Below are 20,309 nucleotides of genomic sequence, written 5' to 3'. Positions count from 1 at the left end.
ATTCCCTGTTGAATTCCTTGCTGTATTCCTTGCTGTATTCCCTGTTGAAACCATCTTTCAGCTATTGTTGGCATAATTTTACCTCCTTCTGGTATTGTCTTCTCTAAGGCTTTCTTTATGTCTTCTTCTGTTAATTTGTCTGTAGCATGAACAAGGTATCTTAATATCGTCTCTAAATATTCAAGCCCTGTCCTCTTTGTGCTTAATTCCTTTAATAGACTAAAGTTGCAAGAGCAGAGGGTCAGGTCTTGCAATATAACATTTTTAAGTTGCATTTTATTTCTGCAACTTTATGTTTAAACTAAAGGAAAAATTTCTTTATTTCCTCAATTTCTTTAGCAACTTCAATAACTTCTTTTATTGCCCTTAATTTATCTATATCATCTATTTTGCTTATTTGAGGAAGAAGCTTAAGCCCTTCTGTACCAAACTTTATTTTTAAACCTAATTCTATAGCTTCCAATAATCCCTGCCGAATTCCTTGCTGTATTCCCTGTTGAATCCCTTGTTGTATTCCTTGCTGTATTCCTTGTTGAATTCCCTGTTGAATTCCTTGCTGTATTCCTTGCTGTATTCCCTGTTGAAACCATCTTTCAGCTATTGTTGGCATAATTTTACCTCCTTCTGGTATTGTCTTCTCTAAGGCTTTCTTTATGTCTTCTTCTGTTAATTTGTCTGTAGCATGAACAAGGTATCTTAACTTTTCAAAATAAAAATCGCAAGTTATTTTGAATATTTATGTTTTAGCACAGTTGCAGATTTCTTTATGGTAAGCAAGGATTTTTGGAAAATTATTCTTTCTTGACATGATGATAATTATTTGATATTCATACACATGAACATTAACATTTATGTGTATAGAGGTAGTTATGAGAACCAATATTGTTTTAGATGATAAACTTGTTGAAGAAGGAATGAAATTGACAGGAGTTAAGACAAAAAAAGAATTAGTAAATCTAGCTTTAAAAGAGTTAATTGAAAGAAGAAAGAAAAAAAATTTTTTAAAATTTGAAGGTAAAATTGAATGGGAAGGAAGTCTTGATGAAATTAGGAGAACCAGGTTTTGATATTAGTTGATACTTCTGTCTGGATAGATTTTTTTAAGGGTATAAAGTCAAGAGAAGAAGTTATATTAAAGAAATTAATTGAAGAAGGAGAGGATATTTGTATAACAGGAATAATTCTCGCTGAGATTTTGCAAGGAATTAAGAAAGATTATAAATATAAAGAAGTAAAAAAGTTTCTTTTAAGTTTGCCAATATTTTTACCTAAAAAGGAGACTTATATAAAGGCGGCAGAGATATATAGAGAATGTAGAAAGGTAGGAATAACAATAAGAAGCACTATTGATTGCTTAATAGCTCAAGTAGCAATAGAAAATAACTTAATTCTTCTCCAAAAAGATAGAGATTTTGATAAGATAGCAAAAATTATTAAAAAACTAAAATTAATACCTTAAAGGTATTCTTCCATTTTATCTTTTGCTTTTTCCAAATATTCCATAAGAGTCCTTTTAAATTAGTTACATTAAAACTTTAAGTTGGTATGAAAGATAAAGTTTAAGTCCTTTCTTTTCAATATATTGCCTTACCTGAGGAGAAGCTTGATAGGTAACTACTATAAGAAGTTTTTCTCCAGGAAATAAATGCTCTATGCGGGATAGCTTTTTAAGAAAAAGATCTATATCTCTTTTTTTAAGTTGTGTTTTACATTCCCCAAGTATCCAAATTGAAGTTCCGTTTTTCTTTCCTTTGCCCAAAAGATTTATCTCTTCATAACGATTTGGGGAAATTTCTATAAAGTCTCTTTTTATTTCTTCTATCTCTATACCAAAATCTCTTTTAATTAGCTCTGGAAGACCAATGTAAGCTCTATCCTCAAGGATATATCCAACTGTATGAGATAGCCCTCCAAGCTCTTCCCTTGTCTTTTTATGTTCACCTATAAGTTTCCTAAGCTCCTCCTCTGTCCTTTTCTGCGCTTCTGCTAGTTCATTTACTCTTATTTCTGTTTTCTTCTGTGCTTCTGCAAGCTCATTTAGCCTTATCTCTGTCTTTTTCTGTGCCTCTGCTAACTCATTTAGTCTTGTTTCTGTCCTTTTCTGTGCTTCTGCTAGTTCATTAAGTCTTATTTCTGTCTTCTTCTGTGCTTCTGCAAGTTCGTTTAGCCTTATTTCTGTTTTCTTCTGCGCTTCTGTGAGCTTTTCAACTGCTACTTCAAGCTTACTAATTCTTTTTTCTGATGCTTTCTGTGCTTCTACAAGTTCTTGAACCGCTACTTCAAGTCTGCCAATCCTTCTTTCTGATTCTTCTTGAGCCTTTGTTAGCCTCTCTATTGCTTCCCATACCCTTTGAAAATTCTCTTCTGTTTTTTTTGCAAATTCCAAAAATTCCTTTCTTGTTATGGAATCTTCCCTTTGCCTTTCTACTTCTTCTAAAAGGGCAATCAAAACTTCTCTTAAAGGAGGTTCTACTGCCTCTAACCTTTTTATCAAACTCACACTAAATGGCATTTAAAACTCCTTTCTACATAAGATTAACAAATAACATACATATATGCAATAAGATTTCTTTCCTATTCAAAATGGATTTAATGTCTAAATGCCCTTTCTCCTGTATAAACCATAGCCACAGGTGGCTCTGCTTCATTACAAGCTAAAATAGATTCAAAGTCTCGAATAGAACCACCTGGTTGAGCGATTGCTGTAATTCCTTCTTTAATAGCCACATCTACGCTATCACGAAAAGGGAAAAATCCATCTGAAACCATCACTGCACCTTTAAGACCACCATTTGCTGCTTTGGTTTGTTCATCTATTTCTTCTTTTTGAGTTAAAGGACGTTTTCCATCTGCTATTTCCATTTCTAAAATTTTATAAGGAATGCCATATTTTTTAAAACAAAGAGCATCTGCATATTTTTTATAAGCTTTAAAAACAGCAATTTCTACCACCCCTACCCTATCTTGCTCTCCTGTACCAATAGCTACGGTAGCTTCATCTTTTACAAAGAGTACTGAATTTGAAGTTACTCCTTGTTCTACATACCAACCAAATAATAAATCCTGAAGTTCTTTCTCAGAAGGTAAGCGTTTAATACGATAAGTTTTTCCTTTATATTCTGCTTCAGCTGGAATAAAATCCTCTGCCTTTTTAATTTTAGTATAAGCTGATTTTTGTAAAATGAGCCCTCCATCCATCAATGACTTAAAATCAAGCCAAATTTTATGAGAATATTCTGTTAGTCTGTCTATCCTTTTTATCTCTATAATTCTTAAATTTTTCCTCTGCTTTAAGATTTCTACTACACCAGGTGCATAGTCTGGAGCAGCTACGACTTCTACATAATGTTGATTAATAAGTTCTGCTGTTTCTTTATCTAAGGTACGATTTAATACTACACAACCACCAAAGGCAGCAATCCTATCAGCAAAATATGCACGAATAAATGCTTCTGAAAGACTATTTCCATAAGCTACACCACAAGGATTATTATGTTTCATAATTATTGCTGCTGGTTTAGCCATAAGATAACGCAAAATCTGTAATCCTCTATCTAAATCTGTTAAATTAATAAGACTTGGATGTTTACCAAATTGTAAAAAATTTTCTTCTTTTAAAGCGCTAACAAGCCCTTCTTTTTCTCTTATAAACTGACAATCACCAAGAATCAAATTACCATTTATAAGTTCATAAATCGCTGCTTCTTGATGTGGATTTTCACCATATCTTAATCCCCTTTTCTCTCCTCCAACTTGCCAAATACGTTTACGATAAATAAGTGTATGTTCTCCTATTACAATCCTTATCTCAGGTGGAAAGTGGTCTAGTTTTATTTCTTTATAAATTGCCTTTATGTTTTTCATTATTGCACCTTTTTTGCCTAAAATTTAACCAAGCTGTTTATACCTGTCAATAAAGGAAAATTTTAATGCTTGACAAAAAAAATGAGGTTAGGTAAAAGTGGAGGAAAGTGGTAAAATGGGGAATAGAGGGACACAAAAGACATTCAGTGGTAGGTATCATCATACAATAGATGCTAAAGGGCGTTTAAGTATTCCAAGTCAATTTCGTGAAGTACTGCGTGAAAAATATAAAGAAGAAAAAATAAAGCTTACTAGTTTAGCTAATTCATTAGTAGCTTATCCAATGCCTGAATGGGCAATCATAGAGGAAAAAGTAAGCAAGCTTCCTCAAATGAAACCTGAAGTGAGAAGATTTCAACTTTTATTTATTTCTGGGGCAGTTGAGTGTAATCTTGATAAACAAGGACGTATTCTTATACCACCTGCTCTTCGTGAACATGCAGGATTAAAAAAGGAAATAGTAATAGCTGGGATGATAAATCGGTTTGAAATTTGGGATAAAGAACGCTGGGAAAATGAGATGAAGAGTCTTATTGAAAACTTTGAAAAATATTGTGAAGTATTAGCAGAGTTAGGTATCTAATGCATGGAAGAAACCATACATATACCTGTATTAAAAGAAGAAGTATTAAATTACCTTGCCTGTGGAACAAAAAAAATTTTTGTAGATGGCACTGTTGGAGGAGGTGGACATGCAAAAGCTATATTAGAAGCATCTAAACCTAATGGTTTTCTTATTGGTTTAGATGTAGATGATGAAGCATTGGTAGTAGCAGAAAAAAATTTAGATAATTACAGAGGAAGATTTATTTTAAAAAAGTCAAATTATGCAGAGATGGCAAAGATATTGATGGAACTTGGTTTTGAAAAAGTAAATGGCATTTTATTGGATTTAGGATTGTCTTCTTTGCAATTGGGTACACCACAAAGAGGATTTAGCTTTTTACAAACAGGCCCTTTAGATATGCGTATGGATAAAAGTAATTCTCTTACCGCTGCTCAAATTGTCAATCACTGGTCAGAATTTCGTTTAAAAGAAATTATTAAAGAGTTTGGGGAAGAAAAATGGGCAACTAGAATTGCTAAAAAAATAATAGAATATCGCAATAAGAAACCAATTGAAACAACTACTGAATTGGCTGAAATTATTGCTAATGCCATTCCTAGAAAATATTGGCCAAAAAGGATTCATCCTGCCACACGCACATTTCAAGCCTTACGCATTGTTGTTAATAATGAATTAGAAAATTTAAAACAATTTCTTAATCAAGCGTTAAATTTGATTATTTCTGGTGGCAGATTAGTTATCATATCCTTTCACTCATTAGAAGATAGAATAGTTAAAACAACTTTTCGTATATGGGCAAAAGAGAAAAGAGTAAAAATTTTAACAAAAAAGCCAGTACGACCTTCTGAAAAAGAGATTGCTATTAACCCACGTTCTCGCAGTGCTAAGTTAAGAGCTATAGAAATCATTTAGGAGGAAAAAAATGACAATTGCGGTTTGGGCACGCAGTAATAAGAAAGTAAAAGCATCTGTTTGGTCGACAAAATGGGTAATTTTAAATGTTTTACTTATCCTTTTTTTCTGTTTTGTGTATGTCTGGTTAAGTGTCCAAAATATTCGCTTGGGATATCAGATTGCTGAAGCTATGGAAGTGCAAAAACAATTAAAAGAAAAAAATCATGTTCTTAAACTAGAATGGACTTATCTTACATCACCAACTTATCTTAAGACTAAAGCAGAAAAACTTGGTCTTAAATATCCAAAGGAAGTTATTGTTTTACAAAGATGAAAGGAATTAAGTTAAAAATTACTATTGTTCTAGCTATATTTGTATTTTTTACTCTGTGTTTAATTGTCCAAGCCTTTTGGTTACAAATAATTGATGTATCTAAGTTTAAAAAAGGATTTAAAAAAGTAATTATTCCTTGCAAAAGGGGTGTAATTTATGATCGTCATGGAGAACCTTTAGCTATTACTGTACAAACACCCTCTTTGTATGCTTGTCCTGATTTAATAGATAATCCAAAAAAGATAGCTAAAATATTAAGTCCCATAATTAAAATTGATGAAAAAGAATTGTTGAAAAAACTTAAACGAAAAGGAGAGTTTATATGGTTAAAGCGTTGGCTTTCAGCTGAAGAAGTGAAAAAACTTGAAAGATTAAATATAAAGGGTTTGGGATTTCGTTTAGAAAATCGGCGTTATTATCCACATTCTTTTCTAGCTGGGCAAGTATTAGGATTTGTTGGCATAGATGGCAAAGGTTTAGAAGGCATTGAACGAAAATTTGATAAATTTTTGGTTGGTAAAGATGGTTATTATTATGGTTTAAAAGATGCCAGAGGATATATTAGTCTTTCCCCACGTCATCCTATTAAACCAGCAGAAGATGGAGCAAGTATTTATTTAAGTTTGGATTATAAAATTCAATACGCAGTTGAAGAAAGCTTAAAAAAAGCAATAAAAAAATGGCAGGCTAGAGCAGGAAGTGTTATTGTTCTTGTTCCCCAAACTGGTGAAATTTTGGCTATGGCGAATTATCCATTTTTTGATCCAAACCATTTTAGAAATGCCTATCCCTATCTTTGGCGCAATCATGCTATTGCTGATGTTTTTGAACCAGGTTCTACTTTTAAAGTAGTGCTTTTAGCTGCTGCTCTTAATGAAAATATTTGGACACCTCATGATATCCTTTACGGTGAAAAAGGTAAATATTGTATTGAAAATGCTGTTTTTCACGATGTGAAGCCTTTTGGTTGGCTCTCTGTAGAGCATACAATCATTTATTCTTCAAACATTGGGGCAATAAAAATCGGAGAAAAAATAGGTAAAAATTGCTTTTATAAATATATTAAAAAATTTGGTTTTGGAGAAAAAACAGGCATAGATTTAGATGGTGAAGCTAATGGTCTTATAAGACCAGCAGAACAATGGACTGCCGTAGATACAGCAGCAGCTTGCTTTGGACAAGGGATTGCTATTACAGCTTTACAACTTGCTCTAGCCTACGCTGCTATTGCTAATAATGGGAAATTAATGCGTCCTATAATTGTAAAAAGTATAAGAAATTTTCTTGGAAAGGAAATTATGCATTTTTCTCCTGAGATTAAACGTCAAGTTATCTCTAAAAAAACTGCTTCTCAAATAAAAAAGATTCTTCGAAAAGTTGTACTTAAGGGCACAGGACAAGAGGCAGAAATAGCTGGTTATAATGTAGCTGGAAAAACTGGCACTGCCCAAAAAATAGATTTAGAAACAGGAAGATACTCTTCGAATAAACATATTGCTTCTTTTGTTGGTTTTTTTCCTGTTGAAAATCCCCGTGTAGTGATTGCTGTCATTATTGATGAGCCAAGACCTGTAAGTTATGGAGGGATAGTAGCTGCACCTGTATTTAAAGAAATTGCAGAATATATTATTTGGCAATGGCAATTACCACCTTCCTCTCGTATTGTAAGGGTAGTTAAAAATGAAGACAAATTAATTAAAGAGTCACAAAAGATATATAAAAATAAAGAAAAAATTGCTGTCTCTAACGGAATTATGCCTGACCTTCATGGATTATCTTTACGCCAAGCAATGAAGATTTTGCAGAAAGTAAAGATAAAAGTTAAAATAAAAGGAAGTGGTATAGTTGTAAAACAAAATCCAGTCCCTGGTACACATTTAAAAGAAGGAATGATCTGTTTACTTGAATTAGGAGCTGATTAATGAAATTAAAGGAACTTTTAAAGGAAATCTCTCCTATTTCTATTTCTGGTTCTTTAAACAAAGATATAAAACAAATTGCCTTTCATTCTAAGGAAGTTTCATCCAATTCTCTTTTTATAGCTTTAAAAGGACATAAACATGATGGTTTTGATTATATAGATGAGGCTATTGAAAAGGGAGCAGTGGCAATAATTAGTGAAAAACCTGTTTTTCAAAAAAAGAATGGCATAACCTATCTTCAAGTTAAAGATGCTAGGGAAGCAGCAGGAAAATTAGCTTCTGCATTTTATAATTATCCTGCCAAATATTTAAATCTTATTGGTATTACAGGTACAAATGGTAAGACTACCACTGCTTATTTAATAGCAACTATTCTTAAAGAAATGGGGAAAAAAGTAGGAATTATTGGTACTATATTTTATAAATATGCCGAAAAAACTATTCCCTCTTCTCTTACAACCCCAGACCCTTTAAATCTACATCGGTTGTTTAAAGAAATGTTAAGTAGTGGAGTTAGTGATGTGGTAGTGGAGGTTTCTTCCCATGGTCTTTATTATCAGCGAGTAAGTGGTTGTCAATTTCAAGTAGCGGTTTTTACTAACCTTTCTCATGAACATCTTGATTTTCATCAAAATATGGAAGATTATTTCCAATCTAAAAAACTCCTTTTTACTCATTATTTATCTAAAAATGGATATGCTATTGTTAATTTAGATGATCCATGGGGAAGAAGACTATTAAATGAAATAAATACTCCTTCTCTTACTTATGGTCTTTCCCCTAAGGCTACGGTATGGGCAGAAAAACCAAAATTTTTTTTAGATGGTCTTGAAGCAAATTTTCATACTCCAAATGGCAGTTTCCATCTTTATTCTCCTTTAGTTGGAGAGCTTAACATTTTAAATTTACTTGCAGCTATTGCTGTTGGAATTACACTCAAAATACCAATTGATATAATTAAAAATGCTTTAACAAAAGCAAAGGCTGTGCCTGGAAGATTAGAACGTTTTTTTTCTAATGATATCAATGTGTTTATAGATTATGCTCATACTCCTGATGCATTAGAAAAGGCTTTAAAAACTTTGCGTCCTCTTTGCAAAGGAAGACTTATTACTGTTTTTGGATGTGGTGGTAATCGCGATAGAGAAAAACGCCCTTTGATGGGAAAAGTAGCAAGTCATTTAAGTGATATAGTGGTTATTACTGATGATAATCCTAGAAATGAACCTTCATCTCAAATTATTAAAGATATAGAGGCTGGTTTAGACAAGAGAAATTATCATATTATACCTAATCGTCGTGAAGCTATCGCTTGGGCAATTAAAAATGCTAAATCAGGAGATATTATACTCATTGCTGGAAAAGGACATGAGGATTACCAGATTATTGGTAACAAAAAGTATCATTTAAGTGATAGAGAGGAGGTAATAAAAAATTTAAAAGAATATGCGTCAAGTAGGTAATTGGTCAGTCAAGGAAATTTTAGATGCTACAAAAGGGACACTTCTAAGTGGGCAACCAGAAATGATTTTTACTGGTATTACTGATGATACTAGAATGCTTAAACCAAATGATTTATTTATTGCTTTAAAAGGGAAAAGATATGATGGTCATATATTTATTCCTGAAGCTATAAAAAAAGGTGTTCTTGGAATCATTCTAAAAAATAATTATGATTTTAATTTACCCCAAAATATAGCTGTTATTGCTGTAGAAGATACATTAAAGGCATTAGGTGATTTAGCTCATTATCAGCGGAAAAAATTTAATTTTCCTTTTATTACTATTACTGGTAGCTCAGGCAAAACTACTACTAAAGAAGCCATTGCCCATGTATTGGCACAACAATTTAGAGTATTGAAAACCAAAGAAAATTATAATAACCAAATTGGAGTGCCATTTACATTGCTTGGTCTTACATCATTTTATAATGCTGCATGTATAGAATTGGGCACAAATTCACCAGGAGAAATTGATTATCTTTCTCGCATAACTCAACCAGATATTGGAGTTATTACTTCTATTCAACCAGCCCATTTAGAAGGTTTAAAATCTCTTAAAGAAATTCAAAAAGAAAAAGGTAGTATGCTGAAATATGTAAATGAATGTTTTGTGTATAATTGTGATGATAAAAGAGTAGCTGAATTGGCTAATAACTTTACTAAAAAAAAGATTGCCTTTGGTTTTAGAGCAGGAGAAATAAGAGCAAAGGATATTAAAATAAGTAAAAATACATTACATTTTACTTTAATATTACCTGAAAATAGTTTGTATATAAAAAGCCAACTTATAGGGCAACATCAAATATATGCCCTATTGGCAGCAGCAGCAATAGGATGGTATTTTAAATTACCCCCTCTTATTATTCAGCAAGCATTAGAAAGCTTTTTGCCATTATCAAATAGACTTAGTCTTTATATGACTCTTCATGGATTTTATCTTTTAGATGATACATATAATGCAAATCCTGGTTCTATGAAGGCAGCTTTAGAAACCTTAAAACAATTCAATGGTCGTATTGCTGTTTTAGGAGATATGCTTGAACTTGGAGAAGAAACTTCCTTTTGGCATAAAGAGTTAGGGAAATGGGCTGCTAATACTGGATTAAAAGCCCTCATCCTTTTTGGAGAATATGCTCCTTTAATAAAAGAAGGAGCTATTGAAGCAGGTATGAATGAAAAGAAAATTTATCTTACAGAAAAAAAAGAAGATATTATTGAGATTATACATAATATTGCTGCTAAGTATGATGTAGTTTTATTTAAAGCATCTAGAAAAATCCAATTTGAAAAATTAATTGAAACATTAAAGAGGAAAAAATGATTTATCTTTTGCTTTATCCATTATCACAATATTGGATTGGATTTAATGTTTTCCGATACATTACTTTTCGTACAGCTTATGCCATTCTTACAGCTTTATTATTATCTCTTTATTTCATTCCACATTTTATTCGTTTTTGTCAAAAAAATAATTGGCTAAAAACACCAAAGGCTTATGAGCCTCAAACACATAATCAAAAAGTAGGTACTCCAACAATGGGAGGTATTCCTGTCTTAATATCTATATTTATCACTATCTTTTTATGGGGAAATCTTTTAAATGGATTTATTTGGACATTGCTATTTACTTGCTTTTTATTTGGATTATTAGGTTTTATAGATGATTACAAAAAGGTTAAACAAGGAAAAGGCATATCAGCAAAAGAAAAATTCGGATGGCAAATTGTCTTTTCTCTTCTTATCAGTATTATTTTATTTAAATTACTTAATCTTTCTACAAAATTATACGTGCCATTTTTTAAACAGTTTACACCTGATTTAAACTATTTTTATTATATCTTTTTAACACTTGTTGTAGTAGGCACATCCAATGCTGTTAATCTTACTGATGGTTTGGATGGATTGGCAGCTGGTTCATTGAGTATTGCTTTTGGCACTTATGTCCTTTTAAGTTATCTAGCAGGACATATCAAATTGGCTACTTACCTTCAAATTGCCTATGTGCCAGGAGTAGGTGAAGTAGCTGTATTTTGTGGAGCGCTGCTTGGCGCTTGTTTAGGATTTCTTTGGTACAATGCCTATCCAGGTGAAATCTTTATGGGAGATGTAGGTTCTCTCTCTCTTGGTGCTGCCCTAGGTACTATAGCTGTAATGGCAAAGCAAGAATGTCTGCTTGTTTTAGTAGGTGGACTTTTTGTCTTAGAAGCTATTTCTGTCATATTACAAGTAGCCTATTTTAAGCTTACAGGAGGAAAAAGGATTTTTAGAATGAGTCCTTTACATCACCATTTTGAATTAAAGGGATGGGCAGAACCAAAAATCATTATTCGTTTTTGGATTATTAGCATTATTTTGGCTTTGACGGCTGTGAGTACACTTAAACTTAGATAAAATGTTTGAAATAAAAGATAAACATTTTGTTATTATTGGTTTAGGCAAAACAGGAGTAGCCCTTACTCGTTTTTTGGCCAAAAAAGGAGCAAAGGTAACTATTTCAGATAAAGCTCCTTTAAAAAAATTAAGTTCAAATCTTAAAGCTCTTGAAGGAATTGATTTTTCTTTAGAATCAGGCGAGCATAAAGAAAAAACTTTTTTAAGTGCTGATTATATTATATTAAGTCCTGGTATAAGTCCATCTCTACCTCTTTTGAAAAAAGTAAAAATAAATGGTATTCCCATTCTTGGAGAGTTGGATTTAGTTAATGCTTTTTTATCTGTCCCTATAATTGCCATTACTGGTACAAATGGGAAAACGACAACAACCATTATTACAGCAGAAATTCTTAAAAATTGTGGAAAAAAAATATGGATAGGAGGCAATATTGGCATTCCATTGGTTGAAGTTATTAAAGAAAAAGATTTAGATTATATTGTAGCTGAAATTAGCAGTTTTCAATTAGAGCAAACTTCATCATTTCACCCTTATATTGCTGTTTGCCTTAATGTTTCAGAAGATCATTTAGATAGACATTTTGATTTTAAAAATTATCTTAAATGTAAATTAAAGATAGCAAAATGGCAAAATGAAAATGATTGGTTTGTTTTAGAAGGAGATAATCAAGTTTTATTAGAGGCTGCAAAGGGATTAAAATCTAAAAAAGTCCTCTTTGGTGTTAAAAAGCCTTATTATCCAGGGGCTTATTTAGATAATGATAAAATAATTGTAGAAATTTTTGAACGTTGGGAAATAGATATTAAAAATATTCCTCTTTTTGGAGTCCATAATTACAAAAACATTATGGCTGCTTTAACCATTGCACAAATTATTAAATGTCCATTTTCCTCAACAATAAAAGCAATTTCTTCATTTAAAGGTCTCCCTCATCGATTAGAATGGGTTAGTTCATTAAATGGCGTGAATTTTTATAATGATTCTAAGGCTACAAATGTAGGGGCTACCATTGCAGCTTTAGAAAGTCTTTCTAAACCAATTGTCCTTATTGCTGGTGGTTTGGGGAAAGGACAAAAATTTGATTCTTTACGTCCTTTAGTAACAAAAAAGGTAAAAGCATTAGTATTAATTGGGACTTCAGCAGAAGATATTGAAAAGGCACTTAAAGGAACTACTATGATTTTTAAGGCTAAAGATTTAGAAGAAGCAGTTAAAAAAGCTTTTTCTTTAGCTAAACCTAATGCAAATGTGCTTTTATCTCCTGCTTGTGCTAGTTTTGATATGTTTTCTGATTATCAAGAAAGGGGGGAAGAATTTAAAAAAATTGTCCATGCACTTTAAGAAAAATAACTGGGATTTCTGGTTAATTATTTTAGTCATTGTCTTAACAGGATTAGGCATTATGATGGTTTTTAGCAGCAGTTTTTTAATCGCTCAAAAGAAATTCAATAATCCTTACTTTTTCTTCAAACGACAACTCTTCTATGTTATCTTTGGTTTTTCTTTTATGATGATGGTAAAACATATTCCATATCAAGTCTATAAAAAACATGCTTATTTGCTTTTGACTTTAAGTATAATAGGCCTTTTACTTGTATTTGTGCCAGGATTAAAAAAAGAAGCAAATAACGCTGCACGTTGGATTAAAATTGGCTCTTTTTCTTTACAACCATCTGAATTTGCCAAATTAGCTTTTGTTATTTATCTTTCAGCCCTTGTTTCCAGAGAGGAAAAAATAAAACAATTTTCTATTGGAATATTACCAGCTTTTATCATTTATTCTTTATTAGCCATCCTTTTAATAGCTGAACCAGATATGGGTACTGTTGTATTATTAGGTGCATTAACCTTTTTTATGTTATTTATTGGTGGGGCAAAAATTCTACATCTTTTAGCTATTGCATGTCCAACAATAATTTTTCTCTCTTATTTACTTATTAAAAGTCCATATCGATTAAAGCGTCTACTTGTATTTTTAAAACCTGAAACAGATCCTTTAGGTATTGGATATGTCATATTACATTCTAAATTAGCATTTGCTAGTGGTGGATTTTTGGGGCAGGGATTGGGGGCAAGTCGACAAAAACTCTTTTATTTACCAGAACCTTATACTGATTATATCTTTTCCATCATTGGTGAAGAAATGGGATTTCTTGGTGTAATGCTGATAATCTTGCTTTTTGTCCTTTTTGTCTGGAGAGGTATTAATACTGCTAGGGCTGCAAGAGAGCTATTTGGATTTTACCTTGCTATAGGTATTACTTTGTTGATATCTACTCAGGCTTTAATTCATATGGGCGTGTGTTTAGGACTTTTGCCTCCAAAAGGCATTACACTGCCTTTCGTCAGCTATGGTGGAAGTTCTATTTTAGCAAGTTTTATTAGTGTTGGAATTTTAGAAAATATTTATGCTCAAGGATATAGATAAAATGTTTAATATTGCTATTGCTGCTGGCGGTAGTGGTGGTCATATATTCCCTGGAATTGCCATTGCTCAAACTTTTTCTATTAAAAATTTAGGAAATATCATTTTTGTTGGACGTAAGGATAGTATTGAAGAAAAAATTATAAGGGAAAATGGTTTTTCTTTTTATGGAATTACAGCAGCTGGATTTGTAGGTAAAGATTTTTTTACCCGTATAAAATCAATTTTGCTTATATTAAAAGGGATAAAACAAAGTTTAAAAATTTTGCGTGAACAAAAAATACATTTAGTTTTAGGCACTGGCTCTTATGTTTCAGTCCCTGTTGTTTTAGCAGCTAAAAAACTCTCTATTCCTGTTATTTTGCAAGAACAAAATGTCATTCCTGGAAAGGCAAATCGATTTCTTGCTCGATTTGCTGAAAAAATTTGTCTTAGTTATCCTGAGTCAAAAAAATATTTTCCAGAAAAAAAATGTTTCATTACTGGTAATCCAGTACGTAAGGAAATTTTGAATTTAAAAAAAGAAACAAACAAGACAATAAAAATCCTTATTTTAGGAGGTAGCCAAGGAGCAAGAGCTATCAATGAAGCATTTTGTGCTGCTTGGCCTTATTTAAAAGAGAGAGAAATTCAATTTATTCATCAAACAGGAGAAAAAGATTTTTTATGGGTAAGAGAATTTTATGAAAAAAATAATATACCTGGTAAAGTATTTCCTTTTCTTAAAGATATGGCATGGGCTTATGCTCAGGCTAATCTTGTTATTAGTCGAGCAGGAGCAACTACTTTAGCTGAAATCACTTTAATTGGTTTACCAAGTATCCTTATTCCATATCCTTGGGCTATTGGTCATCAACTTTATAATGCAAAGGTATTGGAAAAAGTAGGAGCAGCAGTTGTTATACCTCAAGAAGAATTAACAGGTAAAAGATTAGCTGAGACTGTTTTAGATTTAATAAAAAATAATCAATGTTTAAAAAAAATGACGACAGCTGCATTAAATTTAGGGAAACCAGAAGCCGCAGAAAAGATTGTTGCATTATGTTTGGAAGTATTTAGGGAGAAAAATTTATGAAATTACCTTGGCATAGTTTTCATTTTGTTGGTATGGGAGGAATCGGCATGAGTGGTTTAGCTGAAATCCTCCTTGAATTAGGCTATAAAGTAAGTGGCTCTGATATTAATGATAATGCTTTATTAAGGAGATTATCTAATAAAGGCAGTAAGGTTTATATTGGTCATAGAGCAGAACAAATTAATGATGCTGAAGTAGTTATTTTTTCCTCTGCTATAAAACAAGATAATCCTGAAATCATCGCTGCTCGTAAAAAAAATCTTCTTATCCTTTCACGTGGAGAATTACTTGCTCTTCTTATGTCTCAAAAAAGGGGAATTGCTATAGCTGGTACTCATGGAAAAACTACAACATCAGCTATGATTGCTACAATTTTAGAGAAAGCTGGATTTTCTCCAACAGTTATTATAGGGGGCAGAATGAATGGAAATGGTCTTAATGCCTGGTTAGGAAAAGGTGAATTCCTTATAGCAGAAGCAGATGAGAGTGATGAGAGTTTTCTTTTGCTTGAACCAGAAATTGCTGTGGTTACTAATATAGATGCAGACCATTTAGATCATTATTCAGATATAAAAGCCATTGAAATAGCATTTGCTAAATTTTTAGAGAAAGTAAAAAATACGGCAATAATTTGTGAAGATGATGAAAGATTGAGAAATATAAAGAAAAATTTAAATATTCAAATTCTTACTTATGGCTTTTCAAATTCTCAATTTGAAGCGAGAAATTTAAAACTTGGAGCAACACCTGTCTTTGACCTTTATTTTCAAAATAAAAAAATAAAAAAAATCTTTTTACCATTGCCTGGTAAACATAATGTATCAAATGCTTTAGCTGCTTTAGCTGTTGCTTATGCCCTTAACATTGAACTTGAAATAGCTATTGCAGGATTAGAGGAATTTAAGGGTGTAGGAAGACGTATGGAAATAAAAGGAGAAAAAAATGGGATAATTATTGTTGATGATTATGCTCATCATCCAGCAGAAATAAAAGTATTGCTTAGCGCTATAAGGCAAAAATGGCCAAATAGACGGATTGTTACTATTTTTCAACCTCATCGTTATTCTCGTACAAAAGCACTTTATGAAAGCTTTCTTTCTGCTTTTAATGAAACCGATGAACTTATCCTTACTGAAATATATAGTGCAGGAGAAACACCTATACCTGAAATAAGTGGTGAAAAATTGGCTAAAGGAATAGCTCAATATCGAACTGTTTATTATTTTCCTGATTTTAATAATATTTTAGATAAACTTCCTTTTATTTTAAAGCCAGGAGATATCCTTTTAACTGTAGGGGCAGGTAATATTTGGCAAGTTGGTGAAATGTTTTTAAAGCAATGAAAAATTTAGAAAAATTTGGAAAAGTAAAATATAATTATCCGCTTTCTCATCTTACTACCTTTAAAATTGGTGGAGTAGCAAAAGCAGTTGTTTGGATTAATAAAGAAGTATTTTTACCAGAAATAATTTCTTATTTAAGAAAGATATCTTGTCCTTATTATATTTTAGGAAAAGGAAGCAATGTTTTAGCTTTAGATGAAGGCTTTTGTGGTGTAATTATTAAACCTGTATTTAAAGAAATATATTATCAAAAAGGAGAGAATAGGGTCGTCCTTACTGTTTCTTCTGGTCTTAAGATTTCAGAATTACTCAATTTCTGCCTTAAAAATAATCTTTCAGGACTTGAATTTTTAGCAGGAATACCTGGCAGTATAGGTGGAGCTATTTTTGGTAATGCAGGGGCATTTGGTTATTGTATTGGTGAAAGGGTAAAGAGGATAAAGATATTCTCTCCTAAAACAGGTATCTTTTGGAAAGAATGGAGTAAAAAACACTTTGGTTATCGTAAAACAGATCTTTCATCAGAAATAGTTATTCTTAAGGCAGAATTATTATTGGAATTTTCTTCTAAAGATAAAATAAAAAAATCTATTAACAATTATTTTAGAAAAAAACTCAATACTCAACCACTTTTTTCTCCTTCAGCAGGTTGTGTTTTTAAAAATCCAGATAAAGCAAGTGCTGGCTATCTTATTGAACAAGCTGGACTTAAGGGCAAAAAGATAGGTGATGCAAAGATTTCAGAAAAACATGCAAATTTTATTATAAATACTGGCAAGGCAAAGGCAAAAGATGTCTTAGAACTCATAAAATTAATACAAACAGAGGTAAAAAAACAAACTGGTATTAAACTTGAACCTGAAATTAGGATAATTCAATGAAAAGAAACCGTTATAGAAAACAAAAGAATAAATATCCATTTTTAATAGCAATTTTATCTATTCTAGGACTATTTATTTTAAGTTTTCTCTTTGGCATGACTTATACATCCCTTTGTCAATTACATTATTTTAAGATAAAAGATATAGAAATTATTGGAACACATCTTATATCTACTTCTGAAATACTTAAAAATATCAAATATCAAAATAAGAGTATTTTAGCAATTTCACCAGCAAAAATTGCCTTTTCTTTAAAGAAATTTCCTTTAATAAAAGATATTTCAATTAAAAGAATATGGCCCAATAAATTAAAGATCATTATTCAAGAGCGAAAACCCATTGCCTTAGCTTATATCAATCAATACTTCTGGCTAGTAGAGAAAAATGGTGAATGTATTTTGATAAAGGATTATCTCAATTTTGATTTACCTATTATTACTGGTCTTAAAACAGAAAAAGACCATTACTTAAAATCAGCACTTATGACATTATCTCTATGGCAAAAGAATTATAAATACTTAGAGCTTTCTGAAATCCATATAGATAGAGATTTAGGCATAATTCTATTTACTATTGATGGAAATCAAATATTGCTTGGAAATGATAATTTTGAGAAAAAACTAGCTATTTTAAAAAAGGTCATAGCAAAACTTCAAAAAGAAAGGATAAAACGTTTAGATCTAAGGGACACTCAGCGGATTTATGCCAAATTAGAATAGGAGGCATTAATGGCACGTAAAGGAGACCTCATTGTGGGCTTAGATATTGGTACCACAAAAGTATGTGCTGTAGTGGCTGAGCCTACTCAAGAGGGCACCTTGGATATTATTGGAGTAGGTTGCCATCCTTCACATGGTTTACGTAAAGGAATGGTAGTTAATATAGAAGAAACTATCAATTCTATTAAAAAAGCAGTAGAAGAAGCAGAAATGATGGCTGGTTGTGAAATTAGGAGTGTTTATACTGGTATTGCTGGTAGTCATATTCAAGGATTTAATAATCAAGGTGTAATTGCTTTAAAACATAGAGAAATTACTGCAAAGGATATTGAAAGGGTAATTGAAACTGCCAAAATGGTATCTTTACCTCCTGAAAGACAGATTATTCATGTTTTACCTCAAGAGTTTATTGTAGATGACCAGGGAGGTATAAAAGATCCACGAGGAATGGCAGGAACACGCCTTGAAGTAAAAGTTCATATTGTTACAGCCTCAGTGACAGCTGTGCAAAATCTTGTCCGTTGTATTCAAAAAGCAGGACTTGATGTCATTGAACTTGTGCTTCAACCATTAGCAGCCAGTGAAAGTGTTCTTACAGAAGAAGAAAAAATATTGGGAGTGGCATTAGTAGACCTTGGAGGAGGGACAACAGATATTACTATTTTTGGAAATGACAGTCTTAAATATTCAACAATTCTTGCTGTTGGAGGAACAAATATTACAAATGATATTGCATTTGGATTACGTACTCCTCCTTCTGAAGCAGAAAAAATAAAGCTTAAATATGGTATTGCTACTACTTCTCTACTAGAAAATGATGAAGAAATTGAAATTCCTTCATTAGGTGATAAAAAACCACGTCATGTATCACGTTCAGTGCTTGCCCAAATTATAGAACCTAGAGTAGAGGAAATCCTTTGTTTAGTAGAGCAAGAATTAATTCGTTCACAAACAAAGGATATTCTTGGTTCAGGAGTAGTACTTACTGGCGGTTCTTCTTTGCTGCCGGGTTTAGTAGAGCTTGCAGAACAAATTTTTAACCTTCCTGCAAGGATTGGTTATCCTCGAGAAGTAGGAGGTCTTTTTGATGTCATTCGTAATCCCATTTATGCTACAGCAGTTGGTTTGGCTAAATATGGCTTTAAAGCACAAGTAGGAGAAGGATATCGTGGATGGAAAAAACAAACGATATGGCAACGCTTTTTCAAGAATCTAAAAAGATGGTTTAAAGATGCGTTCTTTTAATGAAAATAAGGGAGGGGGAAAATGCGTGTAGACTTTGTAGAAGAAGGACTTACAGCAAAGATTCGTGTGATAGGGATAGGCGGGGCCGGAGGAAATGCTATTAATAATATGATAGAATCCGGCCTTAAAAATGTAAGTTTTATAGCAGCAAATACAGATTTACAGGCTTTAGATAGATGTATAGCTCCAACAAAGATTCAACTTGGCCCAAATGTTACTAAAGGATTAGGAGCAGGAGCTAACCCTGATATAGGAAGACAGGCTGCTTTAGAAAGTATAGACCTCGTTCAAGAAGCATTAGCTGGTAGTGACATGGTCTTTATTACTGCAGGTATGGGAGGTGGTACTGGAACTGGGGCTGCTCCAGTTATTGCTCAAGTAAGTAAGGAGCTTGGTGCTTTAACAGTGGCTGTAGTAACTAAACCTTTTAAATTTGAAGGCAAAAAACGGATGGAGATAGCAGAAAGAGGAATTGCTCAATTAAAAGAGGTAGTAGATACAATTATTACTATTCCAAATAATCGCCTTCTTGAACTTGGCCCAAAAGCAATTACTTTAATTCAGACATTTAAAAAAGCAGATGAAGTGCTCTATTATGCAGTAAAAGGTATTGCTGATCTTATTACTGTTCAGGGTTTAGTAAATGTAGATTTTGCGGATGTAAGAACTATTATGGAAGAAAAAGGGCTAGCACTTATGGGGACAGGCATTGCAAGTGGAGAAAATCGAGCAATAGAGGCAGCTCAAAGGGCTATCAATAGTCCCTTACTTGAAGATATATCTATTAAAGGAGCAAAAGGTGTTTTAATGAACATTACAGCTTCTAGTGAAATGACATTAGAAGAGGTAGAATCTGCTTCTAGCTTGATCTATAAAGAGGCTGATGAAAATGCAAACATCATTTGGGGAACAGTCATTGATGACGATATAGGAGACCAAATGATGATTACTGTTATTGCTACTGGTATACGACCTGAAATGGCACAACCAAAGCGTTCTGAAGAACATCAACCAGAAGCTAAGGCAAAGAAAGAAAAGAAAAAAGAAATACGTCAACCAAAGTTTTATCGTTTACCATTAGATGGAGAAGACCTTGATATTCCTACTTTTATAAGAAGAAATATGGATTGATTCTTTTTTCACAT

Annotated in this window: 21 protein-coding genes; 17 read left to right on the top strand and 4 right to left on the bottom strand. The window is 32.2% G+C overall.

What is annotated here, in order from left to right:
* The coding region (locus LWW95_06665) for a hypothetical protein (protein MDL1956710.1) at positions 1–275 on the bottom strand (275 nt) is incomplete at its 3' end.
* A gap of 26 nt (positions 276–301) precedes the next feature.
* The gene (locus LWW95_06660) at positions 302–610 is read right to left on the bottom strand and encodes a hypothetical protein (protein ID MDL1956709.1); all 309 of its coding nucleotides are present in this window, start codon (positions 608–610) and stop codon (positions 302–304) included.
* Between the two features lie 259 nt (positions 611–869).
* Here LWW95_06660 and LWW95_06655 point away from each other — a divergent pair, with 259 nt between their 5' ends.
* Positions 870–1,067: a type II toxin-antitoxin system VapB family antitoxin gene (locus tag LWW95_06655; GenBank protein MDL1956708.1), complete on the top strand. Its 198-nt coding sequence runs from the start codon at positions 870–872 to the stop codon at positions 1,065–1,067.
* The gene (locus LWW95_06650) at positions 1,064–1,459 is read left to right on the top strand and encodes a PIN domain nuclease (GenBank protein ID MDL1956707.1); all 396 of its coding nucleotides are present in this window, start codon (positions 1,064–1,066) and stop codon (positions 1,457–1,459) included. Before LWW95_06655 ends, LWW95_06650 begins: the two co-directional genes overlap by 4 nt.
* Positions 1,460–1,522: 63 nt before the next feature.
* Here LWW95_06650 and LWW95_06645 read toward each other — a convergent pair whose 3' ends face one another.
* On the bottom strand, positions 1,523–2,512 hold the full coding sequence (locus LWW95_06645) for a chordopoxvirus fusion protein (protein ID MDL1956706.1): 990 nt from the start codon (positions 2,510–2,512) through the stop codon (positions 1,523–1,525).
* Positions 2,513–2,589: 77 nt separating this feature from the next.
* Positions 2,590–3,864, bottom strand: coding sequence for an IMP cyclohydrolase (locus LWW95_06640; protein MDL1956705.1), 1,275 nt, complete (start codon positions 3,862–3,864; stop codon positions 2,590–2,592).
* Between the two features lie 115 nt (positions 3,865–3,979).
* Here LWW95_06640 and mraZ point away from each other — a divergent pair, with 115 nt between their 5' ends.
* The 15 genes from mraZ to ftsZ are packed head-to-tail and all read left to right on the top strand — an operon-like array spanning position 3,980 to position 20,295.
* Positions 3,980–4,447 (top strand): division/cell wall cluster transcriptional repressor MraZ, encoded by a 468-nt coding sequence (gene mraZ, locus LWW95_06635; GenBank protein ID MDL1956704.1) that lies wholly within the window; start codon positions 3,980–3,982, stop codon positions 4,445–4,447.
* 3 nt (positions 4,448–4,450) lie between these two features.
* On the top strand, positions 4,451–5,344 hold the full coding sequence (rsmH, locus tag LWW95_06630) for a 16S rRNA (cytosine(1402)-N(4))-methyltransferase RsmH (protein MDL1956703.1): 894 nt from the start codon (positions 4,451–4,453) through the stop codon (positions 5,342–5,344).
* A 10-nt stretch (positions 5,345–5,354) separates the two neighbouring features.
* Positions 5,355–5,660, top strand: a complete 306-nt coding sequence (locus tag LWW95_06625; GenBank protein ID MDL1956702.1) for a cell division protein FtsL — start codon at positions 5,355–5,357, stop codon at positions 5,658–5,660.
* Positions 5,657–7,582 carry a transpeptidase family protein gene (locus tag LWW95_06620; protein ID MDL1956701.1) on the top strand — a complete coding sequence of 642 codons (1,926 nt, stop codon included), beginning with the start codon at positions 5,657–5,659 and terminating at the stop codon, positions 7,580–7,582. Before LWW95_06625 ends, LWW95_06620 begins: the two co-directional genes overlap by 4 nt.
* Positions 7,582–9,045 (top strand): UDP-N-acetylmuramoyl-L-alanyl-D-glutamate--2,6-diaminopimelate ligase, encoded by a 1,464-nt coding sequence (locus tag LWW95_06615; GenBank protein ID MDL1956700.1) that lies wholly within the window; start codon positions 7,582–7,584, stop codon positions 9,043–9,045. The genes LWW95_06620 and LWW95_06615 overlap by 1 nt, the downstream gene beginning before the upstream one ends.
* Positions 9,029–10,405 carry a UDP-N-acetylmuramoyl-tripeptide--D-alanyl-D-alanine ligase gene (locus LWW95_06610; protein ID MDL1956699.1) on the top strand — a complete coding sequence of 459 codons (1,377 nt, stop codon included), beginning with the start codon at positions 9,029–9,031 and terminating at the stop codon, positions 10,403–10,405. Before LWW95_06615 ends, LWW95_06610 begins: the two co-directional genes overlap by 17 nt.
* A complete protein-coding gene (gene mraY / locus LWW95_06605; GenBank protein ID MDL1956698.1) occupies positions 10,402–11,475 on the top strand; it encodes a phospho-N-acetylmuramoyl-pentapeptide-transferase in 1,074 nt (357 codons plus the stop codon). Before LWW95_06610 ends, mraY begins: the two co-directional genes overlap by 4 nt.
* Before the next feature lies 1 nt (position 11,476).
* A complete protein-coding gene (murD, locus tag LWW95_06600) occupies positions 11,477–12,817 on the top strand; it encodes a UDP-N-acetylmuramoyl-L-alanine--D-glutamate ligase (protein ID MDL1956697.1) in 1,341 nt (446 codons plus the stop codon).
* Positions 12,807–13,904, top strand: coding sequence for a putative lipid II flippase FtsW (gene ftsW, locus LWW95_06595; protein MDL1956696.1), 1,098 nt, complete (start codon positions 12,807–12,809; stop codon positions 13,902–13,904). Before murD ends, ftsW begins: the two co-directional genes overlap by 11 nt.
* Entirely contained in the window at positions 13,885–14,976 is a 1,092-nt protein-coding gene (gene murG / locus LWW95_06590) for an undecaprenyldiphospho-muramoylpentapeptide beta-N-acetylglucosaminyltransferase (protein MDL1956695.1), read from the top strand. The genes ftsW and murG overlap by 20 nt, the downstream gene beginning before the upstream one ends.
* Complete coding sequence (murC, locus tag LWW95_06585; protein ID MDL1956694.1) at positions 14,973–16,319, top strand: UDP-N-acetylmuramate--L-alanine ligase; 1,347 nt, start codon at positions 14,973–14,975, stop codon at positions 16,317–16,319. Before murG ends, murC begins: the two co-directional genes overlap by 4 nt.
* Positions 16,316–17,200, top strand: coding sequence for a UDP-N-acetylmuramate dehydrogenase (gene murB / locus LWW95_06580; GenBank protein MDL1956693.1), 885 nt, complete (start codon positions 16,316–16,318; stop codon positions 17,198–17,200). The genes murC and murB overlap by 4 nt, the downstream gene beginning before the upstream one ends.
* Complete coding sequence (locus tag LWW95_06575) at positions 17,197–17,919, top strand: FtsQ-type POTRA domain-containing protein (GenBank protein ID MDL1956692.1); 723 nt, start codon at positions 17,197–17,199, stop codon at positions 17,917–17,919. The genes murB and LWW95_06575 overlap by 4 nt, the downstream gene beginning before the upstream one ends.
* 9 nt (positions 17,920–17,928) lie before the next feature.
* Positions 17,929–19,164: a cell division protein FtsA gene (gene ftsA, locus LWW95_06570; protein ID MDL1956691.1), complete on the top strand. Its 1,236-nt coding sequence runs from the start codon at positions 17,929–17,931 to the stop codon at positions 19,162–19,164.
* 21 nt (positions 19,165–19,185) lie between these two features.
* Positions 19,186–20,295: a cell division protein FtsZ gene (ftsZ, locus tag LWW95_06565; protein ID MDL1956690.1), complete on the top strand. Its 1,110-nt coding sequence runs from the start codon at positions 19,186–19,188 to the stop codon at positions 20,293–20,295.
* Positions 20,296–20,309: the final 14 nt, after the last annotated feature.

Source organism: Candidatus Desulfofervidus auxilii (assembly GCA_030262725.1).
In the GTDB taxonomy this organism is placed as follows: Bacteria; Desulfobacterota; Desulfofervidia; order Desulfofervidales; family Desulfofervidaceae; genus JAJSZS01.
The sequence above is the reverse complement of the archived record's forward strand: the minus strand, read 5'-3'. Positions and strand labels throughout refer to the sequence as shown.